The organism is Actinomycetospora chlora, assembly GCF_039542135.1.
In the GTDB taxonomy this organism is placed as follows: domain Bacteria; phylum Actinomycetota; class Actinomycetes; order Mycobacteriales; family Pseudonocardiaceae; genus Actinomycetospora; species Actinomycetospora chlora.
In genome coordinates this window covers 96,904-121,217 of record NZ_BAABHO010000009.1, presented here as the reverse complement: position 1 = coordinate 121,217, position 24,314 = coordinate 96,904, and the positions used below count along the sequence as shown (strand labels likewise).

General features: G+C 78.0%; 26 protein-coding genes. 16 read left to right on the top strand and 10 right to left on the bottom strand.

Annotation, left to right across the window (positions count from 1 at the left end):
- Positions 1 to 17: 17 nt before the first annotated feature.
- Positions 18 to 1,418, bottom strand: coding sequence for a cytochrome ubiquinol oxidase subunit I (locus tag ABD994_RS08070; RefSeq protein WP_345412744.1), 1,401 nt, complete (start codon positions 1,416 to 1,418; stop codon positions 18 to 20).
- Positions 1,419 to 1,629: 211 nt separating this feature from the next.
- On the opposite strand from ABD994_RS08070, the gene ABD994_RS08065 reads away from it, so the two are divergent.
- Entirely contained in the window at positions 1,630 to 2,220 is a 591-nt protein-coding gene (locus ABD994_RS08065; RefSeq protein ID WP_345412742.1) for an Rv1733c family protein, read from the top strand.
- Between the two features lie 11 nt (positions 2,221 to 2,231).
- Here ABD994_RS08065 and ABD994_RS08060 read toward each other — a convergent pair whose 3' ends face one another.
- Positions 2,232 to 3,566 carry a GAF domain-containing protein gene (locus ABD994_RS08060; protein ID WP_345412740.1) on the bottom strand — a complete coding sequence of 445 codons (1,335 nt, stop codon included), beginning with the start codon at positions 3,564 to 3,566 and terminating at the stop codon, positions 2,232 to 2,234.
- Positions 3,567 to 3,619: 53 nt separating this feature from the next.
- Positions 3,620 to 6,286, bottom strand: a complete 2,667-nt coding sequence (locus ABD994_RS08055; protein ID WP_345412738.1) for a GNAT family N-acetyltransferase — start codon at positions 6,284 to 6,286, stop codon at positions 3,620 to 3,622.
- Between the two features lie 179 nt (positions 6,287 to 6,465).
- On the opposite strand from ABD994_RS08055, the gene ABD994_RS08050 reads away from it, so the two are divergent.
- Both ABD994_RS08050 and ABD994_RS08045 read left to right on the top strand, forming a co-directional pair.
- Positions 6,466 to 6,699 carry a hypothetical protein gene (locus ABD994_RS08050; RefSeq protein ID WP_345412735.1) on the top strand — a complete coding sequence of 78 codons (234 nt, stop codon included), beginning with the start codon at positions 6,466 to 6,468 and terminating at the stop codon, positions 6,697 to 6,699.
- Between the two features lie 54 nt (positions 6,700 to 6,753).
- Positions 6,754 to 8,463: a GAF domain-containing sensor histidine kinase gene (locus ABD994_RS08045; protein WP_345412733.1), complete on the top strand. Its 1,710-nt coding sequence runs from the start codon at positions 6,754 to 6,756 to the stop codon at positions 8,461 to 8,463.
- Between the two features lie 38 nt (positions 8,464 to 8,501).
- Here ABD994_RS08045 and ABD994_RS08040 read toward each other — a convergent pair whose 3' ends face one another.
- A complete protein-coding gene (locus ABD994_RS08040) occupies positions 8,502 to 9,503 on the bottom strand; it encodes an Acg family FMN-binding oxidoreductase (protein WP_345412730.1) in 1,002 nt (333 codons plus the stop codon).
- A gap of 154 nt (positions 9,504 to 9,657) precedes the next feature.
- Between ABD994_RS08040 and ABD994_RS08035 the strand changes: the two genes are divergently transcribed.
- Complete coding sequence (locus ABD994_RS08035; protein ID WP_345412728.1) at positions 9,658 to 10,203, top strand: universal stress protein; 546 nt, start codon at positions 9,658 to 9,660, stop codon at positions 10,201 to 10,203.
- Between the two features lie 74 nt (positions 10,204 to 10,277).
- Here ABD994_RS08035 and ABD994_RS08030 read toward each other — a convergent pair whose 3' ends face one another.
- On the bottom strand, positions 10,278 to 11,135 hold the full coding sequence (locus ABD994_RS08030; protein WP_345412726.1) for a CBS domain-containing protein: 858 nt from the start codon (positions 11,133 to 11,135) through the stop codon (positions 10,278 to 10,280).
- Positions 11,136 to 11,265: 130 nt separating this feature from the next.
- On the opposite strand from ABD994_RS08030, the gene ABD994_RS08025 reads away from it, so the two are divergent.
- The gene (locus ABD994_RS08025; RefSeq protein ID WP_345412724.1) at positions 11,266 to 12,039 is read left to right on the top strand and encodes a hypothetical protein; all 774 of its coding nucleotides are present in this window, start codon (positions 11,266 to 11,268) and stop codon (positions 12,037 to 12,039) included.
- 39 nt (positions 12,040 to 12,078) lie between these two features.
- Here ABD994_RS08025 and ABD994_RS08020 read toward each other — a convergent pair whose 3' ends face one another.
- From ABD994_RS08020 to ABD994_RS08010, 3 genes are read right to left on the bottom strand one after another with little or no spacing between them, the layout of a single operon-like run.
- A complete protein-coding gene (locus ABD994_RS08020) occupies positions 12,079 to 12,834 on the bottom strand; it encodes a SpoIIAA family protein (protein ID WP_345412722.1) in 756 nt (251 codons plus the stop codon).
- Positions 12,831 to 13,310 (bottom strand): hypothetical protein, encoded by a 480-nt coding sequence (locus ABD994_RS08015; protein ID WP_345412720.1) that lies wholly within the window; start codon positions 13,308 to 13,310, stop codon positions 12,831 to 12,833. Before ABD994_RS08015 ends, ABD994_RS08020 begins: the two co-directional genes overlap by 4 nt.
- The gene (locus ABD994_RS08010; protein WP_345412717.1) at positions 13,307 to 13,750 is read right to left on the bottom strand and encodes a DUF294 nucleotidyltransferase-like/CBS domain-containing protein; all 444 of its coding nucleotides are present in this window, start codon (positions 13,748 to 13,750) and stop codon (positions 13,307 to 13,309) included. The genes ABD994_RS08015 and ABD994_RS08010 overlap by 4 nt, the downstream gene beginning before the upstream one ends.
- 173 nt (positions 13,751 to 13,923) lie before the next feature.
- Here ABD994_RS08010 and ABD994_RS08005 point away from each other — a divergent pair, with 173 nt between their 5' ends.
- From ABD994_RS08005 to ABD994_RS07990, 4 genes are all read left to right on the top strand, one after another.
- Positions 13,924 to 14,721 carry a DUF6544 family protein gene (locus tag ABD994_RS08005; RefSeq protein ID WP_345412715.1) on the top strand — a complete coding sequence of 266 codons (798 nt, stop codon included), beginning with the start codon at positions 13,924 to 13,926 and terminating at the stop codon, positions 14,719 to 14,721.
- 149 nt (positions 14,722 to 14,870) lie between these two features.
- Complete coding sequence (locus ABD994_RS08000; RefSeq protein WP_345412713.1) at positions 14,871 to 15,758, top strand: universal stress protein; 888 nt, start codon at positions 14,871 to 14,873, stop codon at positions 15,756 to 15,758.
- Complete coding sequence (locus ABD994_RS07995) at positions 15,758 to 16,642, top strand: universal stress protein (RefSeq protein WP_345412710.1); 885 nt, start codon at positions 15,758 to 15,760, stop codon at positions 16,640 to 16,642. The genes ABD994_RS08000 and ABD994_RS07995 overlap by 1 nt, the downstream gene beginning before the upstream one ends.
- On the top strand, positions 16,639 to 18,111 hold the full coding sequence (locus ABD994_RS07990) for a bifunctional aminoglycoside phosphotransferase/ATP-binding protein (RefSeq protein WP_345412708.1): 1,473 nt from the start codon (positions 16,639 to 16,641) through the stop codon (positions 18,109 to 18,111). The genes ABD994_RS07995 and ABD994_RS07990 overlap by 4 nt, the downstream gene beginning before the upstream one ends.
- 8 nt (positions 18,112 to 18,119) lie before the next feature.
- On the opposite strand, the gene ABD994_RS07985 is transcribed toward ABD994_RS07990, so the two are convergent.
- Positions 18,120 to 19,574, bottom strand: coding sequence for a DUF4389 domain-containing protein (locus ABD994_RS07985; protein ID WP_345412706.1), 1,455 nt, complete (start codon positions 19,572 to 19,574; stop codon positions 18,120 to 18,122).
- Positions 19,571 to 19,990, bottom strand: a complete 420-nt coding sequence (locus tag ABD994_RS07980; protein ID WP_345412703.1) for a CBS domain-containing protein — start codon at positions 19,988 to 19,990, stop codon at positions 19,571 to 19,573. Before ABD994_RS07980 ends, ABD994_RS07985 begins: the two co-directional genes overlap by 4 nt.
- 136 nt (positions 19,991 to 20,126) lie before the next feature.
- Here ABD994_RS07980 and ABD994_RS07975 point away from each other — a divergent pair, with 136 nt between their 5' ends.
- The 7 genes from ABD994_RS07975 (at position 20,127) to ABD994_RS07945 (ending at position 24,287) form a co-directional block, all read left to right on the top strand.
- Complete coding sequence (locus tag ABD994_RS07975) at positions 20,127 to 20,651, top strand: flavodoxin family protein (RefSeq protein ID WP_345412701.1); 525 nt, start codon at positions 20,127 to 20,129, stop codon at positions 20,649 to 20,651.
- Positions 20,648 to 21,520, top strand: coding sequence for a universal stress protein (locus ABD994_RS07970; RefSeq protein ID WP_345412699.1), 873 nt, complete (start codon positions 20,648 to 20,650; stop codon positions 21,518 to 21,520). The genes ABD994_RS07975 and ABD994_RS07970 overlap by 4 nt, the downstream gene beginning before the upstream one ends.
- Entirely contained in the window at positions 21,517 to 21,918 is a 402-nt protein-coding gene (locus tag ABD994_RS07965) for a hypothetical protein (RefSeq protein ID WP_345412697.1), read from the top strand. Before ABD994_RS07970 ends, ABD994_RS07965 begins: the two co-directional genes overlap by 4 nt.
- A gap of 76 nt (positions 21,919 to 21,994) precedes the next feature.
- Entirely contained in the window at positions 21,995 to 22,471 is a 477-nt protein-coding gene (locus tag ABD994_RS07960; protein WP_345412696.1) for a DUF7144 family membrane protein, read from the top strand.
- On the top strand, positions 22,468 to 23,022 hold the full coding sequence (locus ABD994_RS07955; protein ID WP_345412694.1) for a MarR family winged helix-turn-helix transcriptional regulator: 555 nt from the start codon (positions 22,468 to 22,470) through the stop codon (positions 23,020 to 23,022). The genes ABD994_RS07960 and ABD994_RS07955 overlap by 4 nt, the downstream gene beginning before the upstream one ends.
- A gap of 4 nt (positions 23,023 to 23,026) precedes the next feature.
- Entirely contained in the window at positions 23,027 to 23,338 is a 312-nt protein-coding gene (locus ABD994_RS07950) for a hypothetical protein (RefSeq protein WP_345412693.1), read from the top strand.
- 7 nt (positions 23,339 to 23,345) lie between these two features.
- Positions 23,346 to 24,287, top strand: coding sequence for a universal stress protein (locus tag ABD994_RS07945; protein ID WP_345412691.1), 942 nt, complete (start codon positions 23,346 to 23,348; stop codon positions 24,285 to 24,287).
- The last annotated feature ends 27 nt before the right edge of the window (positions 24,288 to 24,314 follow it).

The following is a 24,314-nucleotide window of genomic DNA, read 5'->3' as shown; positions in this document are numbered from 1 at the left end:
TCTCGGTGGGCCGGCGGTCAGTACGCGACGGCGAGGGGACGCGGCGCGGGCTCGGCCGGGGTCTCGTCGTCGGGCGCGGGCAGCGGGTCCGGGCCCCGGCGGGCGTAGCGGACGAGCAGGGTCACCTCGACGACGGCGAGGAGGCCGTAGAGCAGGGTGAAGACGATCAGCGAGGTCGCGACGGTGGCCGGTCCGACCGAAGGGCTGACGCCGTCGGCGGTCCGCAGGGTGCCGTAGACGACCCACGGCTGGCGGCCCATCTCGGTGAAGATCCAGCCGACGGAGTTGGCCACGACGGGGAAGCCGATCCCCGCCAGGGCCGCCCAGGTGAACCAGCGGGCGCGGGGCACCCGCCCGCCGCGCTGCATCCACAGCCCGGCCAGCGCCAGTAGCAGCGACAGGGCGCCGAAACCGATCATCACGCGGAAGGTCCAGTAGGCGATGGGGATGTTGGGGCTGTAGTCGCCGGGGCCGAACCGTGCCTCGGAGGCCCGCTGGACGTCGTTGATGCCCTCGACGGTGCCGTCCGGGTCGCCGGTGGCCATGAACGAGAGCACCTTCGGCACGCGGACGCTCCAGACCTCCTGCGAGCCGTCGAGGCTGCCGATGGTGAACAGCGAGAACGAGGCGGGGGAGGAGGTGGTCCACAGGGCCTCCGCGGCGGCCATCTTCATCGGCTGCTGCTGGGTCATGAGGCGGGCCTGGAGGTCGCCGGTGACCACGACGCCGACGCCGGCGATCAGCACCGTCACCAGCGCGAGGCGCAGCGACGACCGGAACACCCGGGTCTCGTTGCCCCGTGCGAGGTGCCAGGCGGAGATGCCGAGGATGAACATGCCCGCGGTCAGGAAGGCGGCCGTGATGGTGTGGGTGAAGGCGCCGACGGCCGTGGAGTTGGTGAGCACCGCGCCGAAGTCGTGCAGTTCGGCCCGCCCGGTGACCGGGTTGACCGCGGATCCGACCGGGTGCTGCATCCACGAGTTCGCGGCGAGGATGAAGTACGCCGAGAGCATGGTGCCGATCGCGGCCAGCCAGATGGTCGCCAGGTGCACCCGCTTCGGCAGCCGGTCCCAGCCGAAGATCCACAGACCGAGGAAGGTCGACTCCAGGAAGAACGCGAGCAGCCCCTCGATCGCCAGCGGGGCGCCGAAGACGTCGCCGACGAAGCGGCTGTAGTCGCTCCAGTTCATCCCGAACTGGAACTCCTGGACGATCCCGGTCACGACGCCCATGGCGAAGTTGATCAGGAAGAGCTTGCCCCAGAACTTGGTCATGCGCAGCCAGCGCTCGTCACCGGTGCGGACCCAGGCGGTCTGCATGCCCGCGACCAGCAGCGACAGCCCGATGGTCAGCGGGACGAAGAGGAAGTGGTAGACGGTCGTCACGCCGAACTGCCAGCGCGCCAGGTCCAGCGCCATCTCTCGTGCCCTCCCGCGTCCGTCGGCCCCGCGTGGTGGGCGGGATCGTCGGTCACGGTGCCGCGGCCGGGCCGGTGGTGATCAGGGCCCAAGGTCCCGCCGGTGGTCCCCTGCAGGTCGGGCCCGACGACCGTGACGCTCGCCGGCCCGCCTCCACGACGCTCGTCGCCGAGACCGAGGAGCAGCGAGGAGCAGCGAGGAGGCGAGCCCGGTGCGCGACACGACGGAGGCGACGCGGCGGGCGATCGGGGCGTTCGTGCCCCCGCGGTCGGAGCTGCGGCGACGCAGCGACCGCGTCGAGGTGGCCGCCCGGTGGGTGCTCCTGCTGCTGGGGATGCTGGTCGTGCCCGTCGCCCTGGCGGTCGGCAGCGAGGTGGCGGCGGGCATGGCGCCCCAGGTCGCGGCTCAGCAGGCCGAGCGCCACCTGGTCACCGGGGAGGTGCTGGCGGTCCCGACGGACGGTGACACCGACTCCAGCGGTACCTGGCGCGCGCCCGTGCGCTGGACCGCCGCCGACGGCACGACCCGGGTCGCCGACCTGCGCGTCTCCTCCGCGGCCCGGCCCGGGGACGCCCGCCCGGTCTGGCTGGACCGCGCCGACCGGCCGACGACCGCGCCGATGCCAGCCGAGCGCCCGGGCGCCGAGGGCGTCCTGACCACGCTCCTGATCGTGTTCAGTGACCTCGTGCTCTCGCTGCTGCTCCTCGCCGGCCTGCGCTGGGTCCTCGACCGGGCACGGCTGCGGGAGTGGGAGGCGGCCTGGCGCCGCTTCACCGGGCCGGACCACGAGAGCACGCGCTGACGCGGCGTCGCTCAGCGCGGGAAGACCGTGTCGCGCACCGCCCGGGTGACGTCGTCGAGCTCGGCGACCTGGGCGAGCAGCTGGTCGCGCAGGGCCGGCGGGGCGCCCGACGCGGCGCTGGTGAGCGCGAGACCGACCCGTTGCACCCGCTGGAGCACCTGCTCGGACAGCGCGAGCACGAGCTGCTCCCGGTCCTCGAGGGCCCGGACGGCCTCCCGGTCGCGACGGCCGTCGGCGAGCTCGATCGCCGTCGTGGCGTGGGCGGCGAAGCCGAGCAGCATCTCGGCCTCGACGGGGCCGAACACCTCGTCGCCCTCGCCGCGGGTCAGGATGAGCACCGACCGGTTGCCCGCCCCGCCGGGCGACGCCCTCAGGGGCACCGCGAGCACCGAGCGCACCTCGGGCGCGCGCTCGACCACCCCGGTGGTCCGGGGATCGGTGGAGGCGTCCGTGATGAGCAGGGGCCCGTCCTCGTCGAGCGCGGCCTGGGTGATCGAGCCCACCGACGCCACGTCCCGGCGCGCCCAGTCGTGCAGGGACCCCGCGCCCTCCAGGACGTGCGCGACACCCGGGTCCGCGTCGGCCACCTCGCTGATGGCGGCGCCGTGGGCGCGGGCGACGTCGACGGCCGTCGCCAGCAGGTGCGCCAGCTCCGCCTCGGGCGGGAGGTCCCCGGAGAGCAGGGCGCTCGCGAGCCGCGCGGACGCCGCCTGCCAGCGCTCGCGGCGACGGGACGCGTCGAGCAGCAGGGCGTTCTCGACGGCGATGCCCGCGGCGCCGGCCAGCGCGGTGAGCAGCTGCTCGTCGTCGGCGGTGAAGCCGCCCTCGTGCTCGCTCTCGGTGCAGTAGAGGTTCCCGTAGACGGTGCCGCCGGCGACCAGCGGGACGCCGAGGAACGACCGCATCGGCGGGTGGTCGGAGGGGAAGCCGACGGCGGCGACGTGGGTGGAGAGGTCGGCGAGGCGCAGGGGCCGGGGATCGTCGATGAGCGTGCCGAGCACGCCCTTGCCGTCGGGCAGGTCGCCGATGCGGGCGACGGTCCGCGCGTCCATGCCGACGTGGACGAACCGGATCAGCCGCCCGTCGCGCACGACGCCGAGCGCGGCGTACCGGGCCGCGACCAGCCCGCGGGCGTTCTCGACGATCCGGGAGACGAGGTCGTCGAGCTCGAGGCCCACGGTGATGTGGTGGACGGCGTCGAGCAGCGTGCGCAGGCGTCCCTGCGTCAGCTTGACCTCGGTGGCGCGTGCGATGAGCTGGTCGAGGAGCTCGTCCAGCTCGAGTCGGGCGACGGACGGGAAGGCGAGCCCTTCGGACGGGGCGGTGGCGTGGGGGTCGTCGGGCACAGCACCTCTCTTCGATGCCTCGGAAGGCCATCGTCGCCCGGCGCGCCCAGGTGTCAAGCGTTGCGCGATCCGGCCACCGGGGCCACCCGGATGCGCGCGTCGACCAGCCGGCAGGCGTCGGGGGTGCAGACCACGGGGTTGAGGTCCATCTCCGCGACCTGGGGCAGCAGCTCGGCGAGCCGCGCGACCCGGGCGACGACGTCCCCGAGGCGGTCGCGGTCGACGAGGCGCGCGGCGATGCCCCGGTCGAGGGGGAGGTCGTCGAGGAGCTCGGTGAGGTCGGTGGTGCTCATCGGCACGAGGCGGTGCCAGCGGCGGTCGGCGACGTCGGTGCCGGTGCCCCCGACGCCGGCGGTCACCAGGGCCCCGAAGTCCGGGTCCCCGGCCACCCCGACGAGCATCTCCGCCCCGGCCGGCGCCATCGGCTGTACGACCGCGCCGCGCCAGCCGTCGCCGAAGCGCGCGGCGAACCCCTGGACCACGCGGCGCACGGCGTCGTCGCCCGCCACCGACAGCGCGACACCGTCGCGCTCGGACTTGTGCAGCACCCCGTCGGCCACGACCTTGAGCGCGACGGGGCCCCCGACCTCCCGCGCCGCGACCACGGCGTCCTCGACCGTGCCCGCGACCCGGGTGGGCAGCAGCTCGAGCCCGGCCGCGGCGAGCAGGGCGGCGCACTCCCCGGGGTCGAGCCAGTCGCCGCCGCGGTCGAGGACCGCGCCCACCACCGCGCGGGCGGCGGCGACGTCCACCGGGTACTCGGCGGCGGCCAGCGGACGGCCGGGATCGCGGGCGGTGTCGGCACCGCGCCGCACGAGGTGGGCGAGCGCGCGGACGGCGTCGGCGGGCTCGGCGAAGGACGCCGCCCGGGGCGTCCCGCCGGGGTCGGTCAGCGCGGTGACCCGCCGGCGCTGGTCGAGGGCGACCGCGACCACCGGGTGCCCGTCGCCCGCCGCGAGCGCCCCGCCCAGCCCGGTCCCGGGGTCGTTCAGCGCCGTCGGGCAGACGACCGTGAGCACGGCGTCGACCTCGTCGGCGGCGCGGAGCACGGCGAGGCAGGCGGCGAAGGTCTCCGCGTCGACGGTCGCGGTGGTGTCCACCGGCCCGGCGGTGGCCGCGGTGGTGGGCAGGAGCGCGTCGAGTCGCTCGCGGGTGGCGGGGGAGAGCGGGGGCACCGCCAGGCCGGCGGCGACGCACGCGTCCGCCGCGAGCACGTTGGTGCCACCCGCGTTGCCCAGGATCGCGACCCGGTCGCCCGTGACGGGCGCGCTCCAGCAGAGCGCGGCGAGCGCCCCGGCGAGCTCGCCCAGGTCGTCCACCGGCTGCACCCCCGCCTGCCGGTAGAGCGCGTCCCGGCGCACGGCGGGGGTGGCGGACGCGGCCGTGTGCGACGCGGCCGCCCGGGCGCCGACGCTGCTGCTGGCGGCCCGCACGGCCAGGACGGGGATCCGGGCGCCGACCCGGCGGGCGAGACGGGCGAAGGCGCGGGGGTTGCCGAACGACTCGACGTGCAGCACCGCCACGCGCGTGGCGGTGTCCTCCGACCACCAGGCGAGCAGGTCGTTGCTGCTGACGTCGTAGCGGTCGCCGATGGAGACGAGGGACGAGACCCCGAGGTCGAGGCCCCGCAGGGCCTCGAGCACCGCGATCGCGACGCCCCCGGACTGGGTCACGACGCCGACCGGACCGGCGGGGGCGGAGCCCGGGGCGAAGGTCGCGTCGAGCCGGACGTGCGGGTCGGTGTCCACCACCCCGAGGCAGTTCGGCCCGACCAGCCGCATCCCGTGACGGTGCACCGCGTCGAGCAGCGCGCGGTCGACCCCGGCGGCGGCGAGGCCGGAGGTGATGACCAGCAGGGATCGGGCGCCTCGCCGTCCCAGGGCCTCGGCGAGTTCCGGGAGCGCCGCCGGGCGGGTGGCCAGGACGGCGAGGTCGGGCGCCTCCGGCAGGAGGTCGACCGAGGCCACGGTCGGGTGGCCGGCGATCTGGGCGGCCTGCGGGTGGACGACGTGCACGCGGCCCGCGAGGCCGGCGGCGTCGATGCGGTCGAGCACGGCCCGGCCCACCGACCCGGGGCGGCGGCCCGCGCCGACGACCGCGACCGAGCGGGGCCGCAGCACCGGGCCCAGACCGGCGTGGGCGGCGTGCGCCGTGCGGGCGAGCGCGGCCGCGGCGAACGCGGTCCCGGCCGCGAGATCGTCCGGGTCGGGCAGGGCGATGGTGACGTGCAGGTTCGGCCCCTCCCGCTCGTGGGTCACGGGGAGGCCGAGGTCGGCGAACACCCGCCGCATGGCGCCGTTCTCGACCAGCACCTCCGCGGTCCAGCGCCGTATCCCCCGGCGGACCGACTCCCGCACGGCACGCTCGAGCAGGGCGGTGCCCACCCCGTGGGCCTGGACCCGGTGGCCGACCGTCACCCCGACCTCGGCCTCCTCGGGCGGGCCCGGAGCGGGGGCGACGTGCACGGCGCCGACCAGCTCGGCGCCCAGGAACGCACCCCACACCTGGCCGGACCCGGCCGTCGCGGTCGCGTACTCCTCGATCCCGTGGGAGGACACCGTGGCGAAGCGCAGCCACCGGTCGCGCTCGGGCAGCTCGCGGTGCAGCCGGACGAGCGCGGGAGCGTCGCCGGGACCCAGCGCGCGGAGGTCGACCGGCGTGCCGTCGGCGAGCAGGACCCGCTGGTCGAGGGTGGCCGCGGACCGGTCGAGGACGCTCATGGCTCCACCACAGTCGGGGTACCCCCACGACGGCAGGGCCGTCGGCACCGTGCGGCCCGGGACGTCCGGGCCGCCCCGCCCGCCGAGCGGGGGGCCACACCTCGGCGCGGGAGCGACGAAGGGCCCTGCACGGACGCCGATCGGGACGCACACGATCGGCCGAGGTCGGAGGAGGCGACGTGACCGACGATGAGCTGCGACGAGCGGTGGAGCGCGAGCTCGACCGCTACGCGGGCTGGAGCCGCTGGCTCGTCCACGTCCGCGACGGCGAGGCCGTGCTGTGCGACGACCTGGACGACCCCGTCGAGCAGCACATGGCCACGATCATCGCAGCCTCGGTCCCCGGCGTGCGGCACGTCGACACCCACCACCGGGCCCGCTGCCCCCACCACTCCCCGCCCACCGCGGCCTGAACGCCGGCACCCGGGCGTCGGGACCTTCGGCCCTGGACCGGACGCGCCGCCTCCGTGACGATCGTGCACGAGCCGTGCCGGGAGGGGGAGTCCGAGATCGTGGTGGACACGGAGGACGTCACGGTCACCCCGGACCGGGTCGGGCCCCTCTTCTCCTCGATGATCGCGGTGACGGAGGGGCTCGACCTCGACACCACGCTACGGCGCCTCGTGGAGACGGCGACCGACCTCGTCGGCGCCCGCTACGGCGCCCTGGGCGTGCTCGACGCGCAGGGCCAGGGGCTCGCCCGCTTCGTGCACACGGGCCTCGACGAGGCGACGCGGCGACGACTCGGCGAGCTGCCCCGCGGGCGTGGGCTGCTCGGTGAGCTGATCCGCCACCCCGAGCCGCTGCGCCTGACCGACCTGCACGAGCACCCGTCCTCGGTCGGCTTCCCGCCCGGTCACCCGCCGATGACCTCCTTCCTCGGCGTGCCGATCCGGGTCCGCGGCGAGGTCTTCGGGAACCTCTACCTCACCGACAAGCGCGACGGGGCCTTCACCGCCGACGACGAGCAGGTGGCCGTCTCGCTCGCCGCGGCCGCCGCGGTCGCCGTCGAGAACGCCCGGCTGCACCAGGACACGCAACGGCTCGTGGCCGAGGCGCAGCGCCGGCAGCGGTGGCTCGAGGCCTCCGGGGAGATCACCACCCAGGTGCTCGCCGGCGCCGACCCGGGCGAGGCGCTCGTGCTCGCGGCCGAGCGCGCGGCCGAGCTGGCCGACGGGGTCGGCGCGGCGATCACCACACCGCCCGCTGACGTGGTCGACGGTGACGTGGCCCCTCCGGTGCGCGTCACGGTGAGCGTCGGCCTCGAGCACCGCCTGCCGGTCGGGGCCCGGATCGGGCTCGCCGCCTCCCCGCTGGCGGCCGTCGCCCGCACCCGCCTGCCGCGCGTCACCGACCAGCTCGCCCTCGAGGTCGACGGGCAGGCGCAGCGTCTCGGCCCGGCCCTGCTCGTGCCGCTGGACGGCACCGAGACGATCACCGGGGTGCTCGTCGTCGTGCGCCGGCCGGAGGCGACGGCCATCGACGACGAGGGCCTGTCCGCCGCCGCGTCGTTCGCCGACCAGGCCGCCCTCGTGCTGCGGCTCGCCGAGTCGCAGCAGGCCCGCCGCCAGCTCGACGTCGCCACGGACCGGGAGCGCATCGCCGCCGACCTGCACGACCACGTGCTGCAGCGCCTGTTCGCCCTCGGGCTCGGTCTGCAGGCCACCCAGGCGCGGCTGCGCGGTCACCCGGACGCCGTGGGCCGGGTGAACGAGGCGGTCGACCAGATCGACAGCATCGTGCGGGACATCCGCACGAGCATCTTCGACCTCCACGCCGCCGGCGCGGGCCCCGGCCTGGGCGGACGCCTGCGGGCCGCGGTGGCCGAGATGTCGGCCCACGTCGCGGTCGAGCCGGTCGTGCGGCTCTCGGGGCCGGTGGACGGCGTGTCCGAGGAGCTCGCGGTGCAGGTCGAGGCCGTGGTCCGGGAGGGCGTGTCGAACGCGCTGCGCCACGGCGGCGGCCGGTCGGTCGTGGTCACGGTGTCGGTGGACGAGATTGTCGCCGTCGACGTCAGCGACGACGGCGTCGGCATCCCCGAGACCGTGGCCCGCAGCGGCCTGGCCAACGTCACCGCCCGGGCGCGCGCGCTCGGCGGCGACGCGAGCGTGACCCGGCGGACGCCCGGGCCGGGCACCCGCCTGTCGTGGTGGGTCCCGTTCACGCCCGCCTGCTGACCGCCCGTTGACCGGCTGCTGACCGCCTGCTGACGGCCTCAGACCGCCGTCGTGCGGCGCGGCGTCGGGTGCACCGGACGTCCCCACCCGAGGCGCAGGACGACCTGCGGCCACACCACCCCGCCGAGCACCGCGCGGACCTGGGCGCGGATGTCGGGGACCTCGAGCGGTGGCGCGACGAACGAGGCCCCGACCCCCCGCGCCGTGGCCGTCAGCAACACCTGCTGCATGGCCTGCCCGGCCCGCACGTGCGCCAGCACGCCGTCCTCGTACGAGGCGACCACCGCGATCGTGGGCTGGTCCTCGGCGGCGTCCTCCGCGCCGGCGAGACGGTCGTCGTCCGCGATCGCGCCGCCGAAGTCCCGCGGCCGCCACGCGTGATCGGGACGGGGTGACCGGCGGGCGTGCGCCGGGGGCAGGCCGTCCTCGGAGCGGGCCTCGTGGCCGATCCACCGCTCCCACTCGGCGACGAAGGCCGGGTCGGCCTGCTGGCGCCGGTGGGCCTCGGCGGTGAGCTCGAGCAGCCGGCGGCGCTGGACGACGTCCCCGACGACGACGAGGCGGCAGTTCTCCCGCCACGACGCGCGGGTCAGCTGGTCGCGCAGCACCGGCGGCAGGGGACGCCCGTCGAACGGGTGGCGGTCGGTGTGCCGGCGGTGCACGGCGGCGGCCAGCTCGGACTCCCAGCCGGTCGGGGGCAGCGGACCGCCGGGACGCACCCGGCCGAGGAACCAGGGGTCGTCCGGGTCGGGCACCAGCTGGGTGTGCGCCCGGCGGCCCTGGGCCCGGACGGCCAGCCGCACGTTGACGAGGGCGGCCCCGCACGCCAGCCGCAGCTCGCGGCCGTCGGGGTCGGCCGCCGGCAGCCGGCGCGCCGGGTCGCCGTGCACCTCGATCGCGCCGGCGTGCCACCGCAGCCGCCAGGGCTGGCTGTTGTGGCTCGACGGCGCGCCGGCTCCGGCCGCCAGCAGCTCCGCGATCTCCGCGTCGCTCGGCCGCCCGCCGCCACGGGAGGTCGCGGTCCCACCCTCACGCATCATCGGGCTCCTCCTCCGGGCCGGTTCCACCCTGCGGCGCCGCGCCAGAGCCTCACCAGGGACGGACGACCCGCTCGGGCGGGACCGTCCGACTCCCGCGCCGGGGCGGGGTCCCGCGGGACCGTGAGGGCGTCGAGAACGGCGTGAGGAGTGGCGGATGGACGACACAGGGGACAGCGCCGGACGGGTGGTCGTCGGCTTCGACGGGTCGGACGACGCCGCGACCGCGGTCCGGTACGCGGTGGCCGAGGCCGCCCGCCGGGGTCTCGCGGTCCGGGTGGTCGTCGCCCACGACCCGCCCGACGCGTGGATGGCCGATTACGGCATGCCGCTGCTCGCCGACGACGGCGGCATCCGGCAGGCCGTGGAGGACACGGCCCGCGTGCGCGTCGAGGAGATCCGGGCCGGCACGTCGGCGGCACACCGCGCCGTCCCGGTCGAGGTCGTGGCGGTCACCGGGCCGGCCGTGGCGGTGCTCACGCAGGAGGCCCGCGACGCCGCGCACCTCGTCGTCGGGCACCGCGGCCGCGGCGGGCTGCGCAGCGCCCTGCTCGGTTCCGTCGGGCTCGGCGTCGTGCTGCACGCCCCGTGTCCGGTGACGGTGGTGCCGCCCGCCCGGCGGACGGCACCGCGCGCACCCGGGCGCGGATCCGAGGCGGACGCGGCCCTGGCCGGGCCCCTGCCGATCGGACCGGTCGCCTGACCGGACTCCCGGGACCGTCCCGGCGCCGGCGCGGGGTGCCGGGGCGGTCGTGCGGGTGCCGGTCAGGGTGCTGGTCAGGGTGCCGTCGCGGCCCGCGCGGTGTCGCCGGCCGCGACGGGATCCGCCGGTGCGGGCACCACCGCGACCACGGGGCAGGCGGCGCGGCCGATGACCCGCGCGGTCAGCGACCCGCCGACGTCGCCGGCGACCTCCTCGGCGTGCCGGCTCCCCAGCACGAGCAGCCGCGCGCCCCGGCTCGCGTCGACCAGCACCGACATCGCGCGGCCCTCGCGTGCCTCGGTCCGGACCGCGGCGTCCGGGCCCAGCGCCGCGGCGACGGCCTCGGCGAGCACCCGCCGGCCCTCGTACAGGAGACTGCCCGCCGAGCCGTAGAGGTCCGGGAGACCGCACGCCGCGACCGCGACCAGGGGCGCCCCGTCGCGCCGGGCGATCCGCGCGGCCCAGCGCAGGGCCCGCAGCGAGCCCTCGGAGCCGTCCACGCCGACGACCACGGGCGCGTCGGCCCCGCCGGCGGCCGGCGGGGCGGGCACGAGCTCGCCACGGGCGACGCGGCGCAGGACGTCGCGGCGGCTGACGATCCCGACCGGCACCTCCTCCCGCAGCACCGGCACCGCCCGCGTCCCGGCCTCCACCAGCAGCTCCACGAGCTCGTCGAGCGGGGTGTCCGGTCCGGCCACGGGCTCCGGCCCGACCATCAGCTCGGCGGCCGGGGCGGTGTCGTCGGCGCCCACGAGGCCCCGCTCGTCGACGACGCCCAGCAGCCGGCCGCGGGCGTCGACCACCGGGGCCGAGGCGATGCCGTGCGACACGAGCAGGGCCGCGACGACCGCCCGGGGCGCGTCGGGGGGCACGGTGAGGACGGGACTGGTCATCAGGTCGCGGGCCCGCCGCGGGCCCGGGTCAGCGTTCATGCGCACCAGCCTGGGCAGGGGCACCCCGAGGGCAGCAGGGCCGCGCGGCCGTCCGGCGCAGGCACGGAGGGCCCGAGGTCGGTGACGTCCGGCCCTGGGGCCGGCACCCCGCGCCGCGCACGCTGCCCCCATGAGCACGACGCGCGCCGCCGCGACGGCGCCCGAGCGCTGGACCCCCGCCGAGATCGCCGGCCTCCTGCAGGCCCTCGAGCCCCTCGCGGGCCCGGACGCGCCCGCGTGCGCGGTCTCGGTCCACGACCGGCGCGTCGAGCTGGCCCTCGACCCGGCCGCGGGGCCGGTCACGCACCACGGGCTGGTGCACGTCGGCCGCCTCGTCGGGGCCGTCGAGAACGCCCTCCGGTCGTCCGGGTGGGCGCCGCGCACCGTCGTCGCCGGCGACGCCCGGACCCGTCCCCTGGTGACGATCACCGGGACCCGCCGCCGGCCCGCGACCCCGATGGACCTGGCCCGCCGGCGGGTCGAGCGCCGTCCGGGGGACGGCGCCTCCCCGCGCTACGCGGCTCCCGCCGACATGTCCCGGGTGGTCGACGTCGCCCACGCGTCCGGCTCGCGCGGCGCGTGGCTGCACCTGCTGAACGGCCCGACGCGGGACGGGGTCCCGGCCTGGCGCACGCCGGGCACGACCCCCTCGCACACCCTCGCGCTCGAGCTCCCCTGGTCGCGCGACCCCGTCCTCGCCGTCTGCACCCACGACGACGGGGTCCGGGAGTCCGTGGTGGCCGGGGTGGTCGTGGAGCGGGCCACGATCGAGGCGGCCCTGCGCGGGCTGCGCACCGATGTCCACGTCGCGGCCTTCGACGACCCGGCCGTGCGGGCCGCCGCCCTGGCGGACGCGGAGCACGACACGGGGTTCGGCCACGCCGCGCTGCGCCTCCACCCCTGAGGGGCCTCCACCCGTGAGGAGCAGGGTCGCCGACGGTGCTCAGGTCGCCCCCGCCATCGCCGCCGCGCCGGCCCAGGCGGTCGCCTCGTCGAGCTCGGCGGAGGCGAAGTGCCGCACCTCGGGGTGCAGGAGGGTGCCGGCGACCCGCGCGGCGACCCCGGCGGGCTGGCCGTCCACCGCGAGGGCCACCCGTCCGATCCGGCGCTGGTGGCCGCCCACGAGGCGCAGGTGCGCCACCAGCGCCCCGATGTTCTCCCACCCCGGGAACGACCGGGCGTGCAGCACGAGGCCGGGCAGCGCGGTGTGGTCGGCGAGCCAGTCGTCCACCGCGGTCGCGATCGCCTCGACGTCCTCGCGGCGCAGCGGCTGGGAGACGTCGACGAGGACCACGCCGGCACCCGGGTCGACCCGCACCGTCGCGAGGCGGCCGGGCAGGCCCTCGAGCCAGCGCAGGGCCTCGTCCCGCTGGTCCGCGTCGAACACGCGGACGTGCCCGGGCAGGAAGAACGCGGACAGGCGCGTCGAGGCGCGGACCCACTCGAGGTCGCTGACCACCGCGCAGCCGTCGATGTTGCGCAGGGCGGCGAGGCCGAGCCGCACGTCGGCCCAGGCCGCCTCCGGGGTGAGTCCGCGGAACTCCTCGTCGACGACGCAGAGGAAGCGCAGGCCGCGCCCCTCCCGGACGGCGGCGTCGAGCATCGGCCGGACCACGGCGTCGTAGTCCTGCTTGCTGAGGGTCCCGACGGCGCGCACGGCGTCGATGCCGGCGGGGACGGTCGTGTCTGTCTCGATCATGCGTCGAGTCGACCGTGCCCCGCTGGCGTGCGGACCGGCCGGACGGTCCCTCGCGACGGACCGCAGGTCCCGGGGTCGCCGGCGTGCTCCTCCAGCCGGTAGCACACCGGGCGCCCGTCGCCGCACCGCGCCCGCAGGGCGGGCGGGACGCCGGCGACCTCGACGCACACGCCGTGGAGCAGCAGTCGCATCCGCAACCGGTCCAGGGCCCGCAGCAGCACGGCGTCGTCCCCGCCCACCCGGTGCAGGTCGAGCACGACGTGGTGCACGTCCCCGCCCAGCACCGGACGGATGTGGGCGAGGAGCTGCTCGAGCCGGCGCGGGGTGGCGGTCGGCCACACCGCGACCCTCAGCCGGGTCCCGTGGCGCCGGACCCGGACGGCGCCGGCGTCGAACGGGTCGGCGCGCCGGAGCGGAGCGTCCGGACCCGGCCACCAGCCGCGGTCGAGGACCCGGACGACCTCAACGCCGCTCACCGTCGCTCCCGGGCGACGCTGTGCAGCACCGTCCGCGCGTCGAGCAGGCCGCACGGCTCGCCATCGACCGCGACCACCAGCACCGCGTCCTCCCGGGCGAGCATGAGCTCGGCCGCCGCGGATCGCCGCAGGTCGGGCCCGACGAGGGACACCGGCCGGGCCAGGTCCCCGACGGGGTCGAGCAGCCGGGCCGGCCGGGCACCGGCCTCGAGCACGTGGCGCAGCAGGTCGACCTCGGCGACGGCGCGCACCTGGCCGTGGCGCCGGGTGACGAGGTGGCCGCCGTCGAGGCGGCGCAGCTGCTCCAGCGCCGTCGCGACCCGCATCGCGGACGGGACCTCCACCGGCCCGAGGGGGCTCATGACCACGCGTACCGGCGGGTCGTCGTCGAGGGCCTCCGGCGGGGCGGCGAGCCGGGGCGGCGGGGCGGTCGGGGTCATCGTCGCAGCGTCGGCGGGGCGCCGGGCCGCGAGGAGGGCCGGAGGGCCCGCCCGGGCCGGGTCGCCCGGCGCGGCCAGGGGACGCCCGAGACCCTGCCGGGGCGCGGTGATCGGCGACGACCGTGGCCGGCAGACCCGGCGAGACCGCGCCGGACCCGGCCAGGGAGCACACCATGACCACCCTCACCCCTCCGTCCGTCCCCGCGGCGTCCCCGTCCGTCGTGACCCGCCCGGTCGAGCGCCCCGCGCTCGCGGCCCGCTACGCCGAGCGGTCGGTGGCCCCCGCCGCCCGGGACGCGGTGGGGGCCCGCCTGCGCAGCCGCGGCGTGATCCGCCTGGGCCGGACGTGGTGGCCCTACCGCGGCCACGAGGTGACGCTCCCGGCGCACGGGTACTTCCGGGAGCTGCGTCTGGTGGGCGGCCTGCGGATCGTCGACTCGTGGGTGGCGGGCCGGGCGCGCCGGGAGACGACGCTGCTGGGCCGGCACCTCCACCCGGCCGTCGTGGGCCCCGACCTGGCCCGCGCCGACCTCGCCCACGCGGCGCTCAGCGCGATGTGGGTGCCCCCGGTGCTGCTGGACCCCGACACCGCGTGCTGGACGGTGCAGGGCCGGGACACCGCGTCGGTGGCGTTCGCGGTCGGCGGCCACCCGGTCGCGCTGGACCTGGAGCTCCACCGCGGCGGGCTGCCCCGCCGCGTGCGCACGCTGCGCTGGGGCGACCCGGAGCGCGACGGGCACCACCGCGAGGTCCCGTGCGGCGTGGACGTCCTCGAGCACCGGACGTTCGGGGGCCTGACGGTGCCCTCGACGGGCGTCCTCGGCTGGCGCGTCGGCTCGCCCGGGCCGGTCCGCGAGCTCCTGCGTTTCCAGATCACCGCGCTCGAGCCCGTGCCGGGCGCCGGGGAGCTGCCCGACGAGCTGGCCGGAGGGGACGGGATGTCGGCGGACGCCGCCGAGGGCGAGTGCTGACGGTCGGTCCGGCGCGCGGGTCCTGCCGGTCGGCCGTGCCGGGACGGACCTCCGGCCCTGCCGGGCCCGGCCTCGTGGCGGCGAGGGTCGGGGGCGACGGCGTGGCCGCGTGCGGCGGTCGCGGGAGCCCGGCTCGAGGAGGCGGCAGCATGATCGATCGCTCGGTGGCACCGGCCGGGGTGGTGGTCGGGGTGGACGGTGACCCGGCGACCCTGCGCGCCGTCGGCTGGGCAGCCCGCGAGGCCGAGCGCCGGCACCTGCCGCTCGACCTCGTGCAGGTGCTCCCTCCCTCGGCCCGCCCGCGCGACGAGCTCCGCGAACCGACGGGGCGCGCCCTGTCCCTGCTCGACCAGGGGCGGCGGATCGCGGCCGGCCTGGCCCCCGGTGCCGCGATCCGGCTCTCCGTCGTCGACGGGACGGCGGGGCCCGCGCTGGTGGCCGTGGCCCACCGGGCCCACCTGCTCGTGCTCGGGTCGCGCGCCCTCGACGGCGCCCTCGACCTCACCCTCGGCCGGACGCTGGTGCACGCCATGGCGCAGGCCTCCTGCCCGGTGGTCGTGGTGCCGCCGCGCTGGGACCCCGACGAGCGGCACGCCGGCCCGGTCCTGGCCGGGGTCGACGGGTCGCCGGCGTCGTACGGCGCGGTCGCGTTCGCCGCCGACGTCGCGGACCGCTGGCGGACCCGGGTCACCGCCGTCAGCGTGGCGCCGCGGACCGGTCCCGGCGTCGACGAGGACGCCCGGCTCCGGGTGATCGCCGAAGCGCGGGCCGGGATGCTGGCGCGGCACCCCGGGGTGCACCTGCACGAGACGATCGACCGGGGGACGGCGAGCGCGGAGCTGCTCCGCGAGGCGCGCCGCGGCGCCGCGCTCGTGGTCGTCGGTGCTCGCGGGCTCGGCGCCGTCGTGGGTCCGTTGCTCGGCTCGACGAGCCAGGCCGTGGTGCGCGGGGCGCCGTGCCCAGTGGCCGTCCTGCCCGCCGCGGCGGCCGCGCGCTGGACGTCGCCGGAGACCGCCTGGGCCGAGGAGGGCGTGTGATGAGCCGGCCCGTCCCCGCGCCGGCGGACCCGGTCGTGGTCGGTGTCGACGACGGGCTGCTGCGCCGCCGCGTGCTCGACCGCGCGGTGGCCGAGGCCCGGCGCCGCGCCGCGCCGCTGCACCTGGTGCACACGCACGGCCCCGAGACGCCGCTGGCGCCCTGGCAGGACGACGCCGGGCGCCGCGCCGGGTCCTACCTGGCGCGGACGGCCCCGGACCTCGACGTCACCCTCGACTGCCGGGCCGGCGACACCACCGACGTCCTCGTCGGCGCCTGCGGGCCCGGCTCCCTGCTCATCCTCGGCGACCGTCACCGGCGTCTCGCCAGCGAGGCCGGGCAGACGACCGCCCGGGCCATCGAGGCCGCCCCGTGCCCGGTCGTGGTGATCCCCGAGTACCGGGGCCCGACGCCCCCGGGCACCGTGGTCCGCCGCGCGGTGGTCGTCGGCGTCGACGACGGGCCCGCCGCGGCCTCGGTGGTGGCGTACGCCCTGCGGGCCGCGGCCGGTCACGACGCCCGTCTGGAGGCCGTCCGGGTGATCGTGCCGGCGACCGGGCGGGAGGCCGCCGACGTGCCCCCCGCCGAGGTCGACCGCGCCCACCGCGAGCTGGACGCGCTCGTGGACGCCGCCCGGCGGCACGGCCCGGCCGTGCCCGTCGAGACCTCCGTCGTCGTCGACCGTCCCGCCCGGGTGCTGCTCGAGCGCGCCGAGGGGGCCGAGGAGCTGGTGGTGGGGCACCGCCGCCACGCCGACCCGACGCTGCGCGGGCCGGGGTCGACGGCGCGCTCGGTGCTCCTGGGCATGACCAGCCCGGTCACGGTCCTGGGCCCGCGCGGCCGCGACGGCGCCCCGGTGACCGTCGCCGCGGAGGACGCCCGGTGACCCCCCCGGCGGTCACGGAGACGCACACGGCGGTGCTGTGGTTCGTCGGGGACCGCGTGCACAAGATGAAGAAGCCCGTCGACCTGGGGTTCTGCGACTTCACCACCCTCGAGGCCCGCCGGGACGCGTGCCTGCGCGAGATCGCGCTCAACCGCCGGCTCAGCCCGGAGACCTACCTCGGGCTCGAGACCCTGCTCGGCCCCGACGGGCTGGCGTGCGAGTACCTCGTCGCCATGCACCGGATGCCCGCCGAGCGCAGCCTGGCCGCCCTGGTCCGCGCGGGGGCACCGGTCGAGGACGACCTGCGCGCCGTCGCGCGGCGCCTCGCGGCCTTCCACAGCACCGCGGCGCGCGGCCCCGCCGTCGACCGCGAGGGCACCGTCGAGGCCGCCCGGTCCCGGTGGGCGGGGGTCCTCGAGGGCCTTCGCCGGCACGCGGGCGTGCTCCTGCCCGCCGACCTCGTCGAGCACGTCGCCGCCGCCTCCGGCGCCTTCCTCGACGGGCGGCGCGCGCTGTTCGACGACCGGCGGGCGGCCGGCCGCGTCGTCGACGGGCACGGCGACCTCCTCGCCGACGACGTGTTCTGCCTGCCCGACGGGCCGGTCCTGCTCGACTGCCTGGAGTTCGACGACCGCCTGCGCTACGTCGACGGCCTCGACGACGCGGCGTTCCTCGCCATGGACCTGGAGCGTCTCGGCGGGGCGGAGCACGCCGAACGCTTCCTCGCCGCCTACGCCGAGTTCGCCGCCGACCCCGCGCCGCCGGCCCTGGCCCACCACTTCGTGGCCTACCGCGCCGCCGTGCGGGCGAGCGTCACGTGCGTCCGCGTCGAGCAGGGCGGCCGCGGCGGCCCGCTGGCCCGCGACCTGCTGGACCTCTCGGCCCGCCACCTCGACGCCGGGCGCGTCCGGCTCGTGCTCGTCGGCGGGCTGCCGGGTACCGGCAAGTCGACCGTGGCCGGCGGCCTCGCGGACCGGCTCGGGGCGACCGTGCTGTCGAGCGACCGGGTGCGCAAGGAGATCGCCGGTCTCGACCCGGCGGCGAGCGCCGGGGCGGACTACCGCGCGGGGCTCTACGCCGCGGACCACACCGCCGCCACGTACGCCGAGCTCCTGCGCCGCGCCGGGGCGCTGCTGGCCCGCGGCGAGTCGGTGGTGATCGACGCGTCCTGGACCGCGGCCGTCCGCCGCGCGGCGGCGGCGGCCCTGGCCGCCCGCAGCGCGGTGCCGTTGACGTCGCTGCACTGCGAGGCACCGCGGTCCGTCGCCGACGAGCGGATCCGCCGACGGCGGGGATCGGCCTCCGACGCCACACCGCTGGTGGCGGCGGTGATGTCCGCCGACGCCGACCCGTGGCCGGAGGCCACCGTCGTGGACACCGGCGGTCCGGTCGAGGCGTCGGTCGAGGCCGCGCTGGCCGCGGTGCGGACCCACCGACCCCACGCCACGTGGACGGTCGTGGAGGTCTGAGGCCGGCGTCAGGCCGGTGCCGGGGCCCGCCGGCGGCGATGCGCGGTCGCGACGGCCAGCGTCACCGCGGTCGCGCCGAGGACGAGCACGACCCCGCCCACGACGATCAGGAGCACCGCGAGCGGGCGCAGCCCGGGCGCGGTCGCGCCGGCGTCGGCGGCGACGGCGATCCCCGCGCGCCCGTCGGGCTGCAGCACCACCAGCGTCCAGTCGCCGGGCAGGGGACGCCACGACAGGGACTGCGTGCCGAGCCCGGAGCTCTGCACGACCCAGATGCCGGCGTCCGCGGGGGCCACGGGCGGCGGCCCGCCCGGTTGCTCGGCGACGGCCGGGCGGGACCCGTCCTGGTCGGCCACGGTGCCCGTCGCCACCCCGGCGAGGTAGCGGTCCGCGGCGGGCCGGGGCGCGACGCCGACGAACACCGGACGCCCCGGTTCGAGCGCGGCGACGCGCACCCGGATCTCACCGAGGGCGACCGAGGGGGACGAGGACCCCGGCGGGGCGCCCTCCAGGAGCAGCTGCCGCGACCGCACGGCGTAGCCCGTCCCGCTCACGACGGTCGGGGGCGTGGTGAAGAAGCCGGTGTCGTCGCGGGCCGAGGCGTCGGCCACCAGCCCGGTCACGCCCCCCACCAGCGCGGGCACCGACGCCAGGCACAGCACGGCTCCGACCGCCAGCGCGATCACCGGTCCGGCGGTCCAGCCGTGGCGAGCGGCCGGGTTCGGCGCACCCGGCTCGTCCGGCGTCGCCGGCCGGGCCTCCCCGGGCTCGCGCGGTCCGGCGTCGAGGACGAACGGGGGGTAGCGGTCGGTCAGCAGCGCGGCGTAGGCCGCCACGCGCAGCACCCAGCGGTCGAAGCCCACGACCAGGTCGAACAGCGGGCGCGGGTAGGACCCGGTGACCGCGTGCACGACGATCCCGACCAGGGCGAGCAGGCCCACGAGCCCGCCCGCGCCGAACGACCACCGGTAGCCCTGGTCCTGCCACAGCCACCACGGGCTCGAGGTCAGCAGGCCCACCACCACGTACTGCGGCAGCGCCAGCAGCCACCACTTGACCAGCACGAGCCCCCGCGAGAGCCGCTCCGGGTGGTCGATCTCCAGGTCGGCGGGGTAGTCCGGGTCGGACTGCAGGCTGAACGGCGGGTAGCGGTCGGTGCCGAAGGCCGCGTTGGTGTAGAAGGCGACCCGCCAGGTCCAGCGCAGGACGCCGACCGCGAAGTCGAAGAGCGACCGCGGGTAGCGGCCGGTCACCAGGATGGCCACGAAGGCGATCACGGAGACGAGGGCGAACGCCACCCAGAGGAACGCCAGCACGACCCAGTGCGGGATGGCCAGGAGCCACTTGACCAGCCACAGCCACCGGGACAGCTGCGGGTCGAGGTCACCCCGGACGCGCGCCGGGTGGGCCGGTGGCGGCGGGGGAGGCGCGGCCGGCGACGGCTGCTCGGTCGTGGAGGTCACGGTGACTCCTCGGCAGGGCGCCCGCCGTCGTCGGCGTGCGCGAGGGCCGCCAGCGCGTCGCTGGCGGTGACGATGCCGACGACGACGCCACTCTCGGTGACGAGTGCGGCGTCCAGGCCGCCGTCGAGCACCGCGCGGGCGACCCGCGGCGCCGGCGTCCCGGCCTCCACCGTCGGCACCGGCCGCCGGGCCAGGCGACCCACCGGGCCGGTGACGCCGTCCACCGCCGCCGCGACGAGGTCGCGGTCGACCAGCAGCCCGGTGCACCGGTCCCCGGCGATCACGGGCAGGTGCCGGATCCCGGCGACGCGCAGGACGCGCAGCGCCTCGGCGACCGTGGCCTCCTCGGTCACCACCCGCACCGGGCGGCTCGGGTCCAGCCGCAACGGGACCGGGGTGGGGCGTGTGCTCGTCATGGCCGCACCCCAGTCGGGCCCCGCGACCCGCGGCAGGGACGACGGTCCCGCCGGTCGACCTGCCCACGGGGTCCGTTCGACTCTCCGCCGACCGCCGTCCTGCCCCCAGGGTGGCGGCGACAGGAGGAGGTGGGCCGTGTCCCGGGCACTGGTGGTCTACGAGTCGATGTACGGCAACACGGAGGCGGTGGCGCGGGCCATCGCCGAGGGTCTCGCGACGCGCCTGGCCGTCGACGTCGTCGAGGTCGGCGCCGCACCGCCCGCGCCCGGGGAGGACGTCGCGCTGCTGGTGGTCGGCGGCCCGACCCACGCCTTCGGCATGAGCCGCCCGTCGACGCGGGCGGAGGCGGCCGCGCGGGCCGGGCGTCCCCTGGTGTCCCGTGGCGACGGCGTCCGGGAGTGGCTGGAGGACCTCCCCGCCCGTCCCGGGCTGCGGGCGGCGGCGTTCGACACGCGGGCCGACCGGCCCCGCGTCCCCGGCTCGGCGGCCCGCGCGATCCGCCGCCGGCTCCGGCGCTCGGCCGCGAGGGTGGACGGCCCGCACAGCTTCTACGTCAGCGGCACCGAGGGTCCGCTGGTCGACGGCGAGCTCGCGCGGGCGTCGGACTGGGGCGTCCTGCTCGCCGGGGCGGTCGCGGTGCCGGCCGGGGGCCCGGCGTGAGCGGGCCGGTGGTCGTCGGCGTCTCGCTGGAGGGTCACGGCGAGGCGGCGGTGCGCTGGGCCGCGGCCGAGGCCCGCGAGCAGGGTGTGGGGCTGCGCCTCGTGCACGCCTCCGCGGTCCCGGTCGGGGGACACCCCGGCCTGTCCGGCATCGACCCGGGCCGGGCGCTGCGCACCCTCGCGCGCCGCGAGCTGGACGACGCCCGGCGGATGGTCCACGCGACCGCTCCGGACCTGGTCGTCGACGAGCACGTGGTCCCGGGCGACCCGGCCGGCGTGCTCCGCGTCCAGGCGGCGACGGCGTCGACGGTCGTCATCGGCGACGACGGTTTCGGCTCCCTCGCCGAGGTCCTCATCCGCGGGGTCGCGCGCGACCTCGTCGGTCACATCGCCGTGCCCCTGGTGGTCGTGCCACCCGACGACCGCGAGCCGGGCGACGGCGGGGAGGGCGGCGACGCCGACCGCGCCGCCGGGGCCGTCGTCGTCGGTGACGACCTCACCGCCGGCGCCCGCGGGGCCCTGGACTTCGCCGCCCGGCGCGCCGCGCGGCACGGCGCGCCCCTGGTGGTCGTGCGGGCCGCGGCCGACGCCCGCACGGTCCCGGAGGAGCCCCCGGAGCTCGCCGTGCGCCCGCCGTCGGTGCGGGTCGTCATCGCCGAGGAGCGCGCCGACCGGGTGCTGGCCGACCAGGCCCGGGGCGCCGAGCTCCTGGTGCTCGGGGTCGCCGAGCACGGCCTGCTGCACCACCACCACCGCACCCGACCCGCCCTCGCGCGGCACGCGGGCTGCCCCGTGGCGATCGTGCCGCCGGCCCGGCCGCAGGCCGCCGGCGCCGTCCCGGCCGGCACCGCGGAGGTGGGGGTGCCGTGAACCGGCGCGTGCGGGTGCTGCTCGCCGACCTCCTCGTCGTGGTCGTCGTGGTCGACTACGCCGTCTACCTCGTCCTCGGGCGGGCCTGGCTGCTCACCGGCCCCCGCAGCGTGGCGGGGCTCGGCCTCGCGCTCGCCCTCGTCGCCGCGGCGGCGGCCGTGCCGCTCGTGCCGCTGCGGGCCGTCGCCCCACTGGTCGCGGCCGGCACGACGCTCGTCCTGGGGGTCGCGGGGCTCGTGTGGGGTGACGTCGCCGTCGTCGGCGGGGCACTGGCCGCGGCGTTCGTCGCGGGTGTCGTCGCGACGTGGCTGGCGGTCGTCCTCGCGGTCCGGGCAGGGAACACGCCGGGGACCACGCCGGGGACCGCCGACCGGGCGGCGCGGGACGTTCGTCCCTGACCGTGCCGGCACCCCGGGGAGAGCGTCGGGATGAGCCCGCCGCCCCGGCGGGCCGAGGCAGGGAACGGGAGGAGCCATGACCGATCAGAGCACCGGGACCAGGGGGGCGAGGGACTACCGCACGACGTCGCCCGCGACGTCGGTGGCGTCCGAGGCGCCGTCGGGCGCCTGGTCGGGGTGGGTGCGCTTCGGCGCGGTCGTGATGGTGGTCGTCGGCGTGTTCGGCGTCATCGAGGGTCTGGCCGCCGTGCTGAGCCCCACCTACTTCGTCGCGGCGAACGGCCAGGTGTTCGTCCTCTCGTGGGGGACGTGGGGCTGGGTCCACCTGGTCCTGGGCGCGCTGGTCGCGATCGTCGGCGCGAGCCTCCTGGGCGGTGGCGCCCCGAGCTGGGCCCGCGGCGCGGCGATCGCCCTGGTCGCGCTCAGCGCGATCGTGCACCTCGTCCTCATCCCGGTGGCGCCGGTCTGGTCGATCGTCGTGATCGCGCTGGACGTCGTCGTGCTCTACGCCCTCGTCACCACGTGGGGCGAGCCGCTGGCCGCCCAGCGGTGACACCCCTGCCGCCCCGGACCCCGGCGCCCCCGGGGTCCGGGGCCGAGGACGGGCTCGGTGCCGTCCGCGAGCGGATGCGGGAGCTGGTCATCGCCGTCGACGCCTACCGCCGGGCCTACGCCGACGCCCTCGGGCTCGGCATCGGCGAGGTGCTCACCCTGTCCGACCTCGGGCGCCAGGGGCCCTCGGCGGTCTCCCTGCTCGCCGCACGCCTCGGTGCGGCCCCGCCCGCGGGCACCGCGTTGGTGGACCGCCTGCAGGCCAAGGGCCTGGTCGTGCGCCGCCCGCACCCGACCGACCGCCGCAGCACCCTCGTGCACCTCACCGCCCGGGGCGATCGCGTCGCCCGACTCATGGGCCGGCTGTTCGACGAGGACGTGCACAGCGCCCTCGGCGCCGTGTCCGAGGAGCACCTCGCGGAGCTCGCCGACCTCCTCGACGGGCTCGCCGCGGCCCTGCGGTACCGGGCCGGCGACGTCAACGGGCTGCGCCGCCGGCTGCTGCGCGCGGACACGGCCTCGAGCGACGAGCCCCACGCCGGGGCGCCGTGAGCCGGTGACCATCGGCCCGCGGGTGCGGGCCCGGACGACCCGGGTGGCCGTCGGCACCGGCGGCCACCGTACCGGTCGGGCGGGCGAGGGCCCGCGGGAGGAGGACGTGATGGACACGCAGCAGGACACCGACCAGCACCGTCAGGTCGAGGACCACGCCGGGGTGCACATCGGCCACGCCGACGCCCAGGGGTGGATCGTCGACTTCGCCGGCGTCCGCGTCGGCCGCGTGCTCGACGACGGGACCGCCGAGGACTTCGCCGGCGTCCACATCGGCCGCGTCACCGGGGCGCCGCGCCACGCGGCCGCCGTCTGAGCCGGCCGTGTCGGACGACGACGGCCGGCCCACCGGCCCCGGACGGCCGGTCGTGGTGGGTGTCGACGGCTCGGAGCCGGCGGAGCGCGCGGTGCGCTGGGCCGCCCGGACCGCCGTGGGCCAGGGGCGGCCACTCCACCTCGTGCTCGCCTACGGCGGGGTCGACCCGTCCCTCGTCGCGGACGCCCACATCTGGCGCGCGTACCAGCAGCGGCTCCTCGACCGCGCGCGCACCGACGCGGAGCGCGCGGTGGCCGTCGCCCACGGGGTGCAGCCCGACCTGGAGGTCACCGAGGAGCTCGTCGACGGCCCGGCGGCCCCGGCGCTGCTCGACCGCGCCGGCGACGGTCTCCTCGTGGTGGGCGCGCGGGGCGAGGCGAACCTCGGCGAGCCGTTCGCCGGCTCGGTGGCCACCACGGTGGCGGCCCACGCGGCGGGCCCGGTCGTCGTCGTCCGCGGCGACGAGCCCACGACCCCCGAGGCTCCCGTGGTGGTCGCCGTCGACGGCTCGCCCGCGAGCACCGCCGCGATCGACTTCGCGGTGGCGGCGGCCGACGTCGCGGACTGCCCCCTGGTCGCGGTCCACACCTGGTGGGACCTGCTGGTCCCACCCGAGATGGAGCCGCTGCTGGACTGGGGGGCGATCTCGGGCGACGAGCACCGGGTGCTCGCCGAGCAGCTCGCCGGGCGGTGCGCCGCGCACCCCGACCTCGAGGTCTCCACGGTCGTGCGTCGCGCCCACCCCTCACGGGTCCTCCTCGAGCAGGCGCGCGGAGCGCGGCTGCTCGTCGTCGGCACCCGGGGCCGCGGACCGGTCTCCGGGCTCCTCCTGGGGTCGGTCAGCCGGCGGATGGTGCACCAGGCGCCCTGCCCGGTCGCCGTCGTCCCGCCGCCCGGCGGGGCGAAGCACCCCCTGACGATCCGGCAGCCGGCGGGGCACTCGGCCTGAGCGCCCGCCGGTCACGACGAGCGGAGG